This window comes from Pseudomonas sp. B14(2022), assembly GCF_012030485.1.
Lineage (GTDB): Bacteria > Pseudomonadota > Gammaproteobacteria > Pseudomonadales > Pseudomonadaceae > Aquipseudomonas.
This window is the reverse complement of the sequence record NZ_JAAUVM010000008.1, coordinates 149,340-163,910: the sequence shown is the minus strand read 5'-3', so window position 1 is coordinate 163,910 and position 14,571 is coordinate 149,340. Positions and strand designations below refer to the sequence as shown.

Below are 14,571 nucleotides of genomic sequence, written 5' to 3'. Positions count from 1 at the left end.
TTGTTTTTGTTGGCGTTACTTTTCGACGATGGCGGTAATGCCCAGCCCGCCCGCCGCGCAGATGGATATCAGGCCGCGACCGCCGCCCCGCTCGTGAATGGCCTTGGCCAGCGCCGCCAATTGCCGGCCACCGGTGGCGGCAAACGGGTGACCGCAGCCGAGGGAGCCGCCGTTGACGTTCATTTTGGCGCGATCGATGGCCCCCAGTGGCGCGTCCAGGCCGAGCCGTTCGCGGCAGTAATCGGCGTCTTCCCAGGCCTTGAGCGTGCACAGCACCTGGGCGGCAAACGCTTCGTGGATCTCGAAGAAATCGAAGTCGGCGAAACTCAGCCCTTCGCGCTTGAGCATGCGCGGTACGGCGTAGGCCGGCGCCATCAGCAGGCCTTCGCTGCCGTCGACAAAATTCACCGCCGCTGTCTCGCCCGTGCGCAGGTAGGCCAACACCGGCCAGCCATTGGCGGTCGCCCACTCTTCGCTGGCCAACAGCACCACCGAGGCGCCATCCGTCAGTGGCGTGGAGTTGCCCGCCGTGAGGGTGCCGTTCTGGCGATCGTAGGCCGGGGACAGCCCGGCGAGTTTCTCCAGGCTGGCGTCGGCGCGCAGGTTGTTGTCCCGCACCAGGCCGCGATGGGGGCTGATCAGGTCGTCGAAGAAACCGCGCTGATAAGCGGCATCCAGGCGCTGGTGGCTGGTGAGGGTCAGCTCATCCTGGGCCAGGCGCTTGATCTGCCAGCGCTGGGCCATTGCCTCGCAATGCTCGCCCATGGACAAGCCGGTGCGCGGCTCGCCATTGCGAGGCAACAGCGGCTTGAACAACATCGACGGACGCACCTTCAGCAGCGCCTTCAACTTATCGCCCATGCCCTTGGCGCGGTTGGCCGCGAGCAAGGTGTGGCGCAGGGACTCATTGATGCCGATGGGCGCGTCGGAGGTGGTGTCGGCGCCACCGGCGATGCCCACCTCGATCTGGCCGAGGGCGATTTTGTTCGCCACCAGCAAGGCTGCTTCCAGGCCGGTGCCGCAGGCTTGCTGCACATCGTAGGCCGGGGTCTGCGGGGACAAGGTGGTCGACAGCAGTGACTCACGCGCCAGGTTGAAATCCCGCGAATGCTTGATCACCGCGCCGGCGGCAAACTCGCCCAGGCGCTGGCCGTGCAGGTTGTAACGGTCGACCAGGCCTTGCAGCGCCGCCACCAACAGGTCCTGGTTGCTGTCGTGGGCGTACACCGTGTTGGAACGGGCAAACGGGATGCGGTTGCCGCCGATAATCGCCACGCGGCGGGTCGGGGCCGGATTGAAGCTGTAGTCACTCATGTAGGGCTCTCATTCCAGACAAATAGCCCGCGCATATGCGGTTTGTCGCCGGCGAAATTGCGCACTTCGAATTCGCGGCGCGGGCCGCTCACGGGGTGTTGCCACAGGGCGACCTGGCCGGGCAAAAAGATCGGTAGCTTGAAGTCGCAATGGGCTTGGGCCTGATCCAGGCCACCGGGCGGTTGTTGAGCGGCCAATGCGCGGCCGAGTGTCCACATGCCATGGGCGATGGCGCGGCGAAAGCCGAAGAGCCTGGCGCCGATCAGTGAGGTGTGGATCGGGTTGAAGTCCCCCGAGACCTTGGCAAAGCGCCGCCCCAGATCGGCCGGCAACACCCAGCGCTGCGTACGCAACAGGCCCTCCTCCTGCAACGCCAGCGCGTCCTCCCACGGCTCTCCGACGGGACTTTTGACCTCGCGGCGCAGGTACAGGCTGTCGCTTTCCCACACCAGGGTGCCGCTGCTGTAGGCACGGGTGGCGATGCTCAGCGCCTGGCCCTTGGCATGGGCCACCCAGCGTTCACAAAAGACTTCCAGGCGCAGCGCCTGGCCTTCCCGCAGCCGCTGGTGCTGCCGGATGCGGTTGGCCAGGTGCACCATGCCGCTGGCCGGGTACGGAAAACTCGGACGGGTCAGCAGCATCAGGTGCAGGGGGAACGCCAGCACATGGGGGTAAGACAACGGCACACCCTGCTCGCGGCGAAAACCACAGGCACGGCCATAGGCGGCGATACCGGCGGCGGACAACTCCACCGCCGAGCGCACCAGGCGCTCCTTGGGCAACAGCGGGGCGCCGTCGAACTTGGGCTTGCGCAAGCCACGCACGCCGTCCAGCAACAGGCGCGTGCGTGATGGCGGTGGGTCGATGATCTGCGTCACGTAGTCCATGGCTCAGGCTCCCAGCAGGCTTTGGCCGCACACGCGCACGACCTGGCCGTTGACCCCGCCGGACGCAGGATGCGCCAGCCAGGCAATGGTTTCGGCCACATCGATCGGCTGCCCGCCTTGGGACATCGAGTTCATGCGCCGCCCCGCCTCGCGAATCATCAGCGGGATTTTTGCGGTCATCTGGGTCTCGATAAACCCCGGCGCTACGGCATTCACCGTGACCTGGGCCGCCGCCGCATGCGGCGCCAGACCTTGCACCAGGCCAATCACGCCGGCCTTGGAGGTGGCGTAGTTGCTTTGCCCGAGGTTGCCGGCAATGCCGGAGATCGACGACACGCACACGATGCGCCCACCGGGGTTAAGGCCCTGGCATTCCAACAGGGCGTTGCTCAGGTTCAACGGTGCTTCGAGGTTGACCGCCAGCACGCTGCGCCAGGCCGCCTCCGTCATCTTGGCGATGGTCTTGTCGCGGGTAATCCCGGCGTTGTGCACTACCACGTCGAAGGCGCCGTATTGGCTGACGTGGGCTTGAAGCTGTACAGCGGCGTCCGCCGCCGTGATGTCCAATGGCAGCGCCGAACCGTCCACACTGGCGGCCGCCTGTTGCAGCGATGCCTGGGCCTGGGGCACGTCCACGCAGACCACATGGGCGCCGTCGCGGGCGAGTACCTGGGCAATCGCCAGGCCGATGCCACGGGAAGCCCCGGTCACCAGCGCGCGTCGGCCGGCGAAGGGTTTGTCCCAATTGACGCTGACATGACCATCCACGGGTTTTTCCAGGCGCACCACTTGCCCGGAGACGTAGGCCGAACGGCGCGACAGGAAGAAACGCAAGCTGCTGTCCAGCGCATCTTCCGCACCGGGCGCCACGTACAACAACTGCACGGTGATCGCCCGGCGCAGCTCCTTGGCCAGCGAGCGCACCAGCCCTTCGAGGGCACGCTGGGCGATGGCCTGGGGCAAGTCCGCGCAGTGTTCGGGCGCCGTGCCCAACACCACCACTCGACCGTGCTGGCCAAGGCGTTTGGCGTTGGCGTGGAAGAATTCGTACAGCTCATCCAACTGTTTCAGGTCGACCACAGCGCTGGCATCGAACACTGCGCCCTGCACCTTGACCGTGGACGGCGCCTTGAGCGTCGCCGGGGTGGCGGTGACCGTGTCGGTGGCGCTGAACACCTGTTGCACCTGCGCAACCATGCGCCCTGCCCCGGCGACAATCACCGGGTTGGCCAGGCCTGGCTGGCCGCTGCGATGGCGCTGCAACGGCACGGGCTGAGGCAAGCCCACCGCCTGGGCCAGGCGACGGCCCCAGGGGGAATTGACGAACGATAGGTAGCTGTCACTCATATCCGCATTCACTCACAACACATTCTGACCTTGTAAACCCGATCCAATGTGGGAGGGGGCTTGCTCCCGATAGCGGTGGTTCAACCAATGAGTCGGTGACTGATGGATTGCTATCGGGAGCAAGCCCCCTCCCACATTGACCGCGTTTGTCCTAGTTGACCGAGGCGTTTTCGCTTTGGCTGCTGCGGCGCTTGGGCGCCGGTTCCAACGTCTGCTTGCGCTGCTGCAACGCCTCCAGCAAACCGAAGTCCTGGGGGAAGTCATCCACCTGGATAGCGTGGTCGGCGTATTCCACATAGCGCGCCAGCAAGGCGTCTTCGTCGTCGCTGATCAGGTCCAGCGCCCGCGCCTTGACGCGCCAGACGGTAAACGCGGTGGTGGAGATCGGCATTGGTTCGAGCAGGCCTTGCTTGATGGCCGGCTTGAGTCGGGCGTCGATCAACTCCACCTGCGGCAACAGGCGGAAGCCCAGTTCGCCATAGGCCAGCTTGTCGATTTCCGGGCGCGGAATGTAGGAATTGGCCAGCAGGCGGTCGCGGGTTTCGCCGGGGGTCTGCACCACATCAGCCACCTGGGCCAGCAGGTGGTCCGAGGGTTTGCGCAGCGGAATACCGAACGGGAACGTCAAGCCTCGCAGCACCGCAGCCGCCGCCGTGGAGGGGTAGTTATCCAGCACTTCGGCGAGGGCTTCATGGGCACGCAGCAACGCGTCCTGTGCCGCCCAATGCACCAGCGGCAGGTCTGTCTGGGGCCGGCCGTCGTCCTCAAAGCGCTTGAGCACGCAGGACAGGATGTACAGCTGCGACAGAATATCGCCCAAACGCCCGGTGATACTTTCCTTGCGCTTGAGGGCACCGCCCAGCACGCCCATGGAAATATCCGAGACCAGCGCCAACACCACCGACAGACGATTGGCCTGGCGATAGTAGGTTGCCAGCGCCGGGTCGGTTTTGGCCGGTGCGGAAATCAGCCGCCCGCCTGTCAGGGCATGCACCGCCGCACGTACGGTGTTGGCCAGCACGAAACTCACATGGCCGAACATCGCGCTGTCGAATTCCTCCAGCGCCTTGCGCCGGTCCGCGTTGCGGGCGGCTTCCATTTCGCGGAATACATAGGGATGGCAGCGGATCAGGCCCTGGCCATAGATGATCAGGCAGCGCGTCATGATGTTCGCGCCTTCCACCGTAATGGCGATGGGGCTTTGCTGGTAGGCGCGGGCGAGGAAGTTATTGGGGCCCATGCAGATGCCCTTGCCGGCAACAATGTCCATGCCGTCGTTGACGATCATCCGCGCGCGTTCGGTGACGTGGTATTTGGCGATGGCCGAGATCACCGAGGGTTTCTCACCCGCATCCAGGGACGCCACCGAGACCTTGCGCACCGCATCGCAGGCATATAGGTGTCCGGCCATGCGTGCCAACGGCGCCTGCACGCCTTCGAACTTGCCGATGGGCAGGCCGAACTGTTTGCGCATCGCGGCGTAGGCCGTGGTACCGCGCACCGCGACCTTGCCCAGGCCGACGTTGGCCGACGGCAGGGAAATCGCGCGGCCGGCGGCCAGGCATTCCATCAACATGCGCCAGCCGTTGCCCACTTGCTCGCGGCCACCGATGACCCATTCCAGCGGGATGAACACATCCTTGCCGGTGGTCGGACCGTTCTGGAACACCGCGTTGAGCGGCCAGTGACGACGGCCGCTGTTCACGCCGGGATGGGAGGTAGGAATCAGGGCACAGGTGATGCCCAGTGAACCTTTCGGCCCCAGCAAACCGTCCGGGTCTTCGGCACGAAACGCCAGGCCAAGCACCGTGGCGATCGGCCCGAGGGTGATATAGCGCTTGTCCCAGGTCACGCGAAAGCCCAGCACTTCCTGGCCTTCATGGGTGCCTTTGCAGACGATGCCCAGATCGGGAATCGCCCCGGCATCGGAGCCGGCATACGGGCTGGTCAGGGCAAAGCACGGGATGTCTTCGCCACGGGCCAAGCGCGGCAGGTAGTAATTGCGCTGGGCGTCGGTGCCGTAGTGCAACAGCAACTCGGCCGGGCCCAGGGAGTTGGGCACCATCACCGAAATCGCCGCCGCCGAGCAGCGCGTCGAGAGCTTCATCACCACCTGCGAGTGCGCATAGTGGGAGAAGCCTTTGCCGCCGTACTGCTTGGGAATGATCATGCCGAGAAAGCCGGCATCCTTGGTGTACTGCCAGCCTTCGGGGGACATGTCCTGCCAGACCTGGGTGGTTTCCCAGTCGTTGGCGATGTCGCACAGGGTTTCCACTTCATTGTCGAGGAAGGCTTGTTCCTCGGCGCTGAGGCTCGCCGGGGCGGCTTGCAGCAGGCGCTGCCAGTTAGGTTTGCCGCTGAACAGCTCAGCGTCCCACCACACCGTGCCGGACTCGATGGCGGCGCGTTCGGTGTCGGACATCGCCGGCATGATCGTGCGAAACAGGCCGAGGGCCTTGCTGGTCAACAACGTGCGGCGCAGCGGTTTAATGGTCATCAGCAAAGCCGGTAACACCACCAGCACCGCCGCGACGGTGGCGCCGACCGCCGCCACCACGTTGAACAGGTAACCAATCGCCAACCAGACCAGGCCGGCGCCCAACCACAGGGTGGCAGCGGCTTGTCGATACGCCAGGGCAATCGCAGCTGCGAAACCCACCAATAACCAGATAACCATGGGGATACCTCTACTCGATTCAGGGCGTGGTTTACGTGCGGAAGGTCGGATTGACCTGCGGCGTAAAGCCACACTACAAACTTGGAAAGCTAAATTCAAATTTTGTTTTGAAATTTTTATTTAATGCTTGGGCGAAAAAATAGCGGCTGAATGAATCAGCCTGGGAACGCCAATACTCAAGGAACTGTCGACGTGGAATGAGGGTGAAGGCATCAAGATGCGCTTGGTGCCTTTTCCATCACCCTCTATGAAACATCAGAACGCGTAGGTGGCCGACACGCTCACCACATCGCCCGACGACTCCGCCTTGCCATTCAGGCTTGCACCACCCAGGCGATCGACGTTTTGAGTCTTGAGCTTGACCTCTTGCACGAACTGGTGGGAATAGGCCAAGTCAAGACTGAGGCCTTTGATTGCTTTCACATCGTAACCAGCCCCCAACGACAGGAATGTACGGTCGCCATCCGGGATTCGCGGGTCGCGGGTCGAATTGCGTGTAGGTGTCTGGTCAAGGGCTACACCTGCACGCAAGGTCAACTCATCGGTCAAGCGGTAGTCTCCGCCGAGGGAGTACATCCAGGTGTTCTTGTAGTTGTAGGGAATGGACACAATGGTGGTGCCACCGGACTCGAGTGTCAGGTCTTTGAAAGAGGACCACTCAGTCCAGGTCACACTGGCCCCCAGGGTGAAGCGATCGTTGAACTGGTGCACCCAGTCCAGGCCAGCCGTGGCAGGAATGTCCAGTTGGACACTGGCATGGGCGCCGTCCGGCGCCAGCTCTAACCCTGGATAAGCGGTATTCACCAACGTACCGCTACCGCCAAACGGGCTTGGCTGGGTCATCAGGTTGTAGGAAAACTGATCGGCGTAAATATTGTATTTGCCGGTCATCTTGTTCTTGATCTTGGCGTGGTAATTCAAGCCAAGGGTATCTCGTTCCGTGGGTTTCCAAACAATGCCGGTAAACCAGCCCGCTGAAATGTTGTCGACCTTCACACGCATCAAGGCACTGCCGACATCAGACGGAAAATTGATCCCGCCCAGCACGGAATCGGACACCGCGGCGGCAGACAACAAGTCCACGTTTTGGCTGACGAAGCCCTTGCTGTGTTGCACGATCACGCCACCGCCGATAGAGAATTGGTCATTCACCTTAAAGGACAGGGATCCGGTCAACCCTACGGTTTCAATTTTGGTGTCCACCGCAAAGTCGCGCAGTTTCGAGTCCTGATCCCAAGTGGAGCGCATACCTTGCGGCACAACCTGGCTCAGGCCGAAAGCGAACCGATCCCCCAGGGGCATGACCATGAAACCGGTTGGCAACCAGGCAGTGAACCCGCCTTGACCACCGTCGTTGTTATTCACCGTAGTCGCTGCAACGTCGGGAAACCCATTGGCGTCCAAGGGCGTATTGGAAATCGGGTTGCCTGCATAATCAGAGGCGTCACCTTTGTACTTGATCTTGATGCGGGCATAGTCGACGGTAAATTGCGCCACGTTGTGTTCGACAAACGCCATGGCCGCCGGGTTGTTGTACGCGGAACTGGGATCGTTCTTGAACAACGAACCACCGGCAAATGCCCGGCCCCAACCGGGTGCGCCGTAGGTCGGTGTTGAAAAACCGCCGGCCTGTGCGGGCGCATTCACCATCGCCCCGCCTATCAGTGCCAGCCCCAACAAAACCTGCACGTGTTGTTTCTTATTATTCATGCGGCACTCCTTATTGTTATTTCTCTGAGCCGGCCCCGCCGGTTCGTTTTGCTTCCGGCAGTTCACAAACTGGCGCCCGATCGAGGCGCCAGTCTTTCAACAGGTGATCAGCCCGGTGTGTCCGTTGCCCATCAAGGCACGATGGTAAATGTCGGGCTTGGGGTAACGCTGAGGCTCACCACGGTGCAGCTGCCGCTCAGGGTCTGGTTGGAGGCGGTCAGCACACCACCGCTGTAGCCCACGGTAATGGTGGACGGACCGCAATTGGACGCCGGGTACAGAACCGACGCGGCGATGGTGTAACCAACGTTGCTGACCGAGCCCGCAGCGGCACCGGTGGCGGTCAAGGTCCATGGCAGACCGGTGATTTTCGGCAGCGCACAAAGACCACCGCCGGTCACCGCCACGCCAGTGATTTTTGCGACACCGCTGGCATCGACGTTCCCGGTAAAAGTTGCGCCGCAGTTAACAGTGGCCTGGAACGAGGATGGTGACTTCACCGAAATGGTGCCTGGCGCAGTGAAGCTCGAGTTCACCGGGGTGATGCTATAGGCATTGGCCATCGAAGCAGCGCCCATGCAAACAGCCAAAGCAGACAACGACACGAGGGTTTTCAAGCTTTTCATTGTTTTTCCTCACATGTAATGGCGAGTCATTCGCCAGGGGGTAATGGCCATGAACGAGAGGTCACGGTGAAACTGCAGAACTTCCCTTTCCAGCCAAATTTCAATTCAATTACCGCAGCACGTTATTCAACAACTTTGAAGTTCGGCGGCATCTTGATCGACACCGTCTTGATCTTGCAGTCTTCGCCAATCGGTACATTGGCGGCTTCCAACTTACCGGTGGCGTTATCCCAGGTGCCATCGGCGGTGGAAGGCCCACACTTGCCGCCCAGGCCGAAGGCATGAACATCGACGCTGATCTTCGACATGGAACCGCTCCTGGTATCTTTGGCGACCAGAATCCACGGCAAGTTGATGGCTTCGACGCGGCTGCATTTGAGGCCGCCGTCGAATTCGACTTGGTCGACATTGACCGAGGAACCGTCCGCAGCGACCTTGCCGGCCACCTTGATGGTGCAATCGGCGCTGATCAGCGCGCCCTTGGAGAAGCTGATCGGGCCTTGGGCGGTAAACGCGCTGCCGGCCGGTTCGATACGTGCGGCCTGGGCCTGGTGATAGGCGATCAAGCCCAGCGCGGCGAATACGATATGGGTGGTGAACTTGGCAGGTGTTTGCATGGTGTACGTCCTTCCCTTTAATTATTTTTGTTCGGGTCAAAGCACTTTCTCTGGGCGATAAAATCCTGCGCGGCAATCAGGCCCCGAGCACACAACAAAAACTAAGTGTTATTTCAGATCAAAACGGCTTGGCACTGCCGCTGTACTTTTCCAGGTACTTCAAACGCTGTGAAGGTTGAAGATTGGTCAGGGTGATATCCCCGGCATAGTGATTAAGGACTCGATGGTCCATGCGTCGTCGCCACAAGTACGGCACATACGCCCAGACAATCATGCTCGCGTAGCCATAAGGCAGCTGTGGCGATTCATCAAAGTGACGCAACGACTGATAACTACGGGTGGGGTTGGCATGGTGATCGGAATGCCGCTGCAACTGGAACAGAAAGATATTGGTGACAATCCGATTGCTGTTCCAGGAGTGCCGAGGCGAACAACGCTCATAACGACCGTTGGGCAACTTCTGGCGTTTAAGGCCGTAGTGCTCCACATAGTTCACCACTTCCAGCAACGAGAAGCCGTAGATGCCCTGGATAATCAGGAACGGAATCACCGCTGCCCCCAACCAGGCAATCATCGCGCCCCACAACACCACGCTGTACATCCAGGCACTGAGCACAGCGTTTTTCCAATGCCAGGCCGGCAGGCCGAGTTTGCGCAGACGCTCGCGCTCCAGGTTCCAGGCTGAGTGTGCGCTGAACCACACCGAACGCGGCAGGAAAGCCCAGAAGCTCTCGCCCAGCCGCGAGCTGGCGGGGTCTTCCGGCGTCGCGACGCGCACGTGATGACCACGGTTGTGTTCGGTGTAGAAGTGCCCGTAGAAAGTCGGCGCCAGGGTGACCTTGGCCAGGAACACTTCCAGGGCATTGGGCTTGTGCCCCAGTTCATGGGCCGTGTTGATGGCGATGCCGGTGGCGGCGCCGGTCGACATGGCCATGCCCAGGTAGGTGAACCAGCTCGGTTCGCCATGCAGTTGCGTACGGTCGGTGATGTAACCGGCGGCGTGGACCAGCCAGCTGGAAGGCTCAAGGTTGGCGGTGGCATGCAACAGGCCGCCCTGGATGATCCAGTCGATGCCGCCGGCGGCCAGCCATCCGGTAATCACTACCGACGAGATGACGAACAGCACACCGGTGTAGACGATCCAGCGGTAGTAGCTTTGGGATTCGAGGTGGCCAACGGCGGATTCGGGCGGGTTACTCACGTCTTCACCGAGCAGGCCGTCGATCAATGGGATCAGGCCGAAGATCACCAGCACGCCGACCCACCACAGTTGTTGAATGCCGGTGGTAATGGCGAGTGCGCCGGACAACAGAGGGGTAGCCAACGGCATGATGCCCAACCACCACAGGTGGCGCTTGCCGTCGGTCCAAACGCTTGGCGCTGCCAGAGTCTGGTTCATGGCAGCCTCCGTGGCAGGCAGGCGGAAAACAGGTTCAGGGAGCACTGGGTGCCCCGGGAAATCAACCATGCGATAAAAGACGTTTTTTTCATTTTTATTCGCTCTTAGGCATTTCAAAAATCATTTCAAAATAAATATTGAAATATTTTTTTAAATAAATAACGCGGAATCGTTAGGTCGTCAACTACTTTTTCGAAGCCTTTTTGGCGTGACCGAGCAGTCTCTTTTTCAGCCGTCTGGTCAGGTCTCTAGGGCAAGCATTTGCGACGTTTGACCCCACGATGAGGGCCACGATTATTTGTTCGCCAAGGCAAAGGGCGGATGCAGGACCGTGGCCGTTTCCACAGGGCGCACGCGCTTGGCCACGTGCAGCACGGCCTCGACCACCCGCGCCGTGGCGGTGATCGGCAGCATATGGCCGCGCCCTTCCACCACTTGCAACTTGAGGCCTGGCACTTTGTCGGCGAGGGCCTGGCCATGAGTGCGAAAGTCCAGCACCTTGTCCCGCGCGCCATAGATAAGGCCGATGGGCAGGGTTAGTTGCGGGTAGCGCTTGACCATCCCGGGCAGGCAGTCGTTGACCAACGCAATCTCGCTGGAGGCGGCGTAAAAGTTGTCGGGGCGCATCCCCAGCAAGCCGCCACCCTGGGTGGCAAAGTCCGCGGGAGCGGCGTCCGGCGCAAACACGCCCTTGACCACGGAACGTCGGGTCAACAAGCCCATTGGCACGGTGAGGGTGTTGGCCACAAAGCGTCGCAACCAGGCCGGTCGTACCGCCAGCGACCAGAACACCAGCGGCAACGTGGGCTGGGGATGGGTCAACGGTGCCACCAGCACAAGGCCCGATACCGTCTCGGGATGATCGAGGGCCAGGGCCAGGGAAATCGCGCCGCCGAGGGAATGCCCCAGCACCACAGGCTTGTCCAGGCCAAGCTGGTTGATGAAGGCCGCGACTTGCCGCGCCTGGGCCGGCAAGTCCGCAGCGGTACCTTTATGCCGCGTGGAATAACCCGACCCGGGTCGGTCGAGGGTGATCACCCGAAAGTGCTCACGCAACTGGCCGGACAAGGCATAGGTCAGGTTGCGACTGCTGCCCATCAGCCCGTGAATCATCACCAGGGGTGGGCCCTTGCCCTCTTCCACATAATGAAAGCGCTCGCCATCCACCTCTACGAAGCGCCCGTTGATTGGAACAGCGGCTTCGATGCGCCGTGTCATCCAGGCGCTGAAACCCCATAGCACCGCACTCGCACCCGCCGCAGCGGCAACCCACTCCACAGCCATAGCTCGGTCCTCAGCTTCCCTGTTGCCGGCGACCTGACCGGAATTGATCAAGGCCTCGGCCAACGTCCACACCCTGGACCTGACGGCGTGCGTACCACGCTCGTCCGTCGGACAAGTCGCACACAAGGCACAAGTTCCTAGCGTAGGCGCTATTTTCAGGTAGATTATTTAAAATCTTTTTTTAAAATAATTAATTCAATTTTTCTTTGCAATGGTGTTCTATCTAAAAGACAAAACAAAAACAGGAGCACATCCGATGCCCACGAAGGTCCGCCTATGAATGCCCACAGTGATTCCATCGACATCGCCATCATCGGCTCTGGCTTTGCCGGCCTGTGCATGGCCATCAAGCTCAAGGAAGCGGGGTTCACCCACTTCTTTATCGCCGAGCAGGCCGATACCCTCGGCGGCACCTGGCGGGACAACCATTACCCAGGTTGCGCCTGCGATGTGCAGTCCCATGTGTATTCGTTTTCCTTTGCGCCCAACCCGGACTGGACTCGGCAGTTCGCGCCGCAAGCGGAAATCCGCGCCTACCTGGAACACTGCGCTGCGCGCTTCGGGTTGGCGCCGTACCTGCGCTTCGGCATGGGTCTTGAGCGCGCGGTGTTCGACGACCAGCAACAGCGCTGGCAGTTGAACTTCAGCGATGGTCGCCAGGTAAGCGCGCGGGTGCTGATATCCGGGATGGGCGGGCTGTCGCGTCCGGCGTTGCCGGACATACCGGGGCTGGAGAACTTCAAGGGCAAGCGTTTCCACTCCCAGCAGTGGGATCACGCGTACGCCTTGAAAGGCAAGCGCGTGGCGGTGATCGGCACCGGTGCCAGTGCCATTCAATTCGTGCCGCAGATCGCGCCGCAGGTGGCCCACCTGGACCTGTTCCAACGTACCCCGCCGTGGATCATGCCCAAGCCCGACCGAGCCATTTCGTCCTTCGAACGTTGGATGTTCAAGCACCTGCCTTTCACCCAGCGCCTGGTGCGCGCTGCCTTTTACTGGGCCCTGGAAGGCCGCGTGGTGGGCTTTTCCCTGCACCCGCGCCTGATGAAAATGGTACAGAAAATAGCCCTACGCCACCTGCACAAACAGGTGGCCCGCCCTTCCCTGCGCAAGGCCCTGACGCCGGACTACACCATCGGCTGCAAGCGCGTGCTGATCTCCAATGACTACTACCCGGCGCTGTCGCGCAGCAATGTCGAGGTGGTCACCGAGCCGGTGCTGCGCATCGAAGCCGACGGCGTGATCACCGCCGACGGCCTCAAGCATCCGGCTGATTGCCTGATCTTCGGCACCGGCTTCCAGGCCACCGACCCGCTGCCCCGCGACTGCATCATCGGTCGCGACGGCGTGGACCTGATGGACACCTGGCGCGACGGTGCACACGCCTATAAGGGCACCACAGTGCCGGGCTATCCCAACCTGTTTCTGATCATCGGGCCCAACACCGGCCTGGGCCATAACTCGATGATTCTGATGATCGAGGCGCAGGTGACCTACATCCTCGACGCGCTCAGGCAGATGCAGCGCCATCGCATCGCCACGGTGGACGTCAAACCGACAGTGGAACAGGCCTATAACCGTCAATTGCAAGACAAACTCAAGCGCACCATCTGGAACACCGGCGGTTGCCAGAGCTGGTACCTGGACCCACGTACCGGCAAGAACACCACCCTGTGGCCCGCTTCAACATGGCGCTTCAAGCGGGTCACCCGGCAGTTTTCACTCAAGGACTATGTGGTCGACCTGTTGCCCCTCAACACCCCGCTCCGTCCGGCAGCGGCGCCCCACTCCAGCGCAGAAGGCAGCCTCTCATGAAGTCATTCAACGGCCGCGTGGCGGCGATTACCGGCGCGGCGTCCGGCATGGGCCGCGCATTGGCCCTGGCACTCGCGCGCGAAGGTTGCCACCTGGCACTGGCGGACAAAAACGCCCAGGGCCTGGAGCAAACCCTGGCACTGATCAAAACTTCAACGCTGGCGCCGGTGACGATCACCACCCAGGTGCTGGATGTTGCCGACCGCCAGGCCATGGAGGCTTGGGCGGCGCGCTGCGTGGCCGAGCATGGCCAGGTCAACCTGGTGTTCAACAACGCAGGCGTGGCCCTGTCGAGTACCGTCGAAGGCGTGGACTACGCCGACCTGGAATGGATCGTCGGCATCAATTTCTGGGGCGTGGTCCATGGCACCAAGGCGTTCCTGCCACACCTCAAGGCCAGCGGCGAAGGCCATGTGATCAACACGTCCAGTGTATTCGGCCTGTTTGCCCAGCCCGGCATGAGCGGTTACAACGCGACCAAATTCGCCGTGCGCGGCTTTACCGAAGCCCTGCGCCAGGAGCTGGACCTGCAACGCTGCGGCGTCTCGGCCACCTGCGTACACCCCGGCGGCATTCGCACCGATATCTGTCGCAGCAGCCGCATCGACGCGAACATGACCGGCTTCCTGATCCACAGCGAACAGCAGGCCCGTGCCGACTTCGAAAAACTCTTCATCACCGACGCCGACCAGGCCGCCAAGGTGATCCTGCAAGGCGTACGCAAAAACAAACGTCGTGTGCTGATTGGCCGCGACGCATATTTCCTCGACCTGCTCGCCCGTTGCCTGCCGGCGGCCTATCAAGCGCTGGTGGTGCTCGCCAGCAAGCGCATGGCCCCCAAGCAACGCAGGCCAGTGTTTGAAACCAACGACGAGCCCCGTCTCTGAACAGGAGC

Annotated in this window: 11 protein-coding genes; 2 read left to right on the top strand and 9 right to left on the bottom strand. The window is 61.6% G+C overall.

What is annotated here, in order from left to right; genetic code table 11:
- Nucleotides 1-15 precede the first annotated feature (15 nt).
- The 9 genes from HCF10_RS14580 to HCF10_RS14540 form a co-directional block, all read right to left on the bottom strand.
- Entirely contained in the window at nucleotides 16-1,314 is a 1,299-nt protein-coding gene (locus HCF10_RS14580; RefSeq protein WP_131699332.1) for an acetyl-CoA C-acetyltransferase, read from the bottom strand.
- Nucleotides 1,311-2,201 (bottom strand): MaoC/PaaZ C-terminal domain-containing protein, encoded by an 891-nt coding sequence (locus HCF10_RS14575; RefSeq protein WP_167655823.1) that lies wholly within the window; start codon nucleotides 2,199-2,201, stop codon nucleotides 1,311-1,313. The genes HCF10_RS14580 and HCF10_RS14575 overlap by 4 nt, the downstream gene beginning before the upstream one ends.
- A 3-nt stretch (nucleotides 2,202-2,204) precedes the next feature.
- A complete protein-coding gene (locus HCF10_RS14570; protein ID WP_167655822.1) occupies nucleotides 2,205-3,548 on the bottom strand; it encodes a 3-oxoacyl-ACP reductase in 1,344 nt (447 codons plus the stop codon).
- Between the two features lie 151 nt (nucleotides 3,549-3,699).
- Nucleotides 3,700-6,225: an acyl-CoA dehydrogenase gene (locus tag HCF10_RS14565; RefSeq protein WP_167655821.1), complete on the bottom strand. Its 2,526-nt coding sequence runs from the start codon at nucleotides 6,223-6,225 to the stop codon at nucleotides 3,700-3,702.
- A 255-nt stretch (nucleotides 6,226-6,480) separates the two neighbouring features.
- Entirely contained in the window at nucleotides 6,481-7,935 is a 1,455-nt protein-coding gene (locus HCF10_RS14560; protein WP_131699328.1) for an outer membrane protein transport protein, read from the bottom strand.
- Between the two features lie 131 nt (nucleotides 7,936-8,066).
- Complete coding sequence (gene praB, locus HCF10_RS14555; protein WP_027608591.1) at nucleotides 8,067-8,561, bottom strand: alkane oxidation protein activator PraB; 495 nt, start codon at nucleotides 8,559-8,561, stop codon at nucleotides 8,067-8,069.
- A 122-nt stretch (nucleotides 8,562-8,683) separates the two neighbouring features.
- Nucleotides 8,684-9,178: an alkane oxidation protein activator PraA gene (gene praA, locus HCF10_RS14550; RefSeq protein ID WP_145337539.1), complete on the bottom strand. Its 495-nt coding sequence runs from the start codon at nucleotides 9,176-9,178 to the stop codon at nucleotides 8,684-8,686.
- 118 nt (nucleotides 9,179-9,296) lie between these two features.
- Nucleotides 9,297-10,577, bottom strand: coding sequence for an alkane 1-monooxygenase (locus HCF10_RS14545; RefSeq protein ID WP_167655820.1), 1,281 nt, complete (start codon nucleotides 10,575-10,577; stop codon nucleotides 9,297-9,299).
- Nucleotides 10,578-10,871: 294 nt separating this feature from the next.
- Entirely contained in the window at nucleotides 10,872-11,861 is a 990-nt protein-coding gene (locus HCF10_RS14540; RefSeq protein WP_237683125.1) for an alpha/beta fold hydrolase, read from the bottom strand.
- A gap of 276 nt (nucleotides 11,862-12,137) precedes the next feature.
- On the opposite strand from HCF10_RS14540, the gene HCF10_RS14535 reads away from it, so the two are divergent.
- The gene (locus tag HCF10_RS14535) at nucleotides 12,138-13,676 is read left to right on the top strand and encodes a flavin-containing monooxygenase (protein ID WP_131699324.1); all 1,539 of its coding nucleotides are present in this window, start codon (nucleotides 12,138-12,140) and stop codon (nucleotides 13,674-13,676) included.
- Nucleotides 13,673-14,563, top strand: a complete 891-nt coding sequence (locus HCF10_RS14530; protein WP_131699323.1) for an SDR family NAD(P)-dependent oxidoreductase — start codon at nucleotides 13,673-13,675, stop codon at nucleotides 14,561-14,563. Before HCF10_RS14535 ends, HCF10_RS14530 begins: the two co-directional genes overlap by 4 nt.
- The last annotated feature ends 8 nt before the right edge of the window (nucleotides 14,564-14,571 follow it).

What these genes read in the sequence shown, in the direction of transcription:
- HCF10_RS14580 (WP_131699332.1), bottom strand. Translation starts at nt 1,314, where the DNA reads ATGAGTGACTACAGCTTCAATCCGGCCCCGACCCGCCGCGTGGCGATT.
- HCF10_RS14575 (WP_167655823.1), bottom strand. Translation starts at nt 2,201, where the DNA reads ATGGACTACGTGACGCAGATCATCGACCCACCGCCATCACGCACGCGC.
- HCF10_RS14570 (WP_167655822.1), bottom strand. Translation starts at nt 3,548, where the DNA reads ATGAGTGACAGCTACCTATCGTTCGTCAATTCCCCCTGGGGCCGTCGC.
- HCF10_RS14565 (WP_167655821.1), bottom strand. Translation starts at nt 6,225, where the DNA reads ATGGTTATCTGGTTATTGGTGGGTTTCGCAGCTGCGATTGCCCTGGCG.
- HCF10_RS14560 (WP_131699328.1), bottom strand. Translation starts at nt 7,935, where the DNA reads ATGAATAATAAGAAACAACACGTGCAGGTTTTGTTGGGGCTGGCACTG.
- praB (WP_027608591.1), bottom strand. Translation starts at nt 8,561, where the DNA reads ATGAAAAGCTTGAAAACCCTCGTGTCGTTGTCTGCTTTGGCTGTTTGC.
- praA (WP_145337539.1), bottom strand. Translation starts at nt 9,178, where the DNA reads ATGCAAACACCTGCCAAGTTCACCACCCATATCGTATTCGCCGCGCTG.
- HCF10_RS14545 (WP_167655820.1), bottom strand. Translation starts at nt 10,577, where the DNA reads ATGAACCAGACTCTGGCAGCGCCAAGCGTTTGGACCGACGGCAAGCGC.
- HCF10_RS14540 (WP_237683125.1), bottom strand. Translation starts at nt 11,861, where the DNA reads ATGGCTGTGGAGTGGGTTGCCGCTGCGGCGGGTGCGAGTGCGGTGCTA.
- HCF10_RS14535 (WP_131699324.1), top strand. Translation starts at nt 12,138, where the DNA reads ATGAATGCCCACAGTGATTCCATCGACATCGCCATCATCGGCTCTGGC.
- HCF10_RS14530 (WP_131699323.1), top strand. Translation starts at nt 13,673, where the DNA reads ATGAAGTCATTCAACGGCCGCGTGGCGGCGATTACCGGCGCGGCGTCC.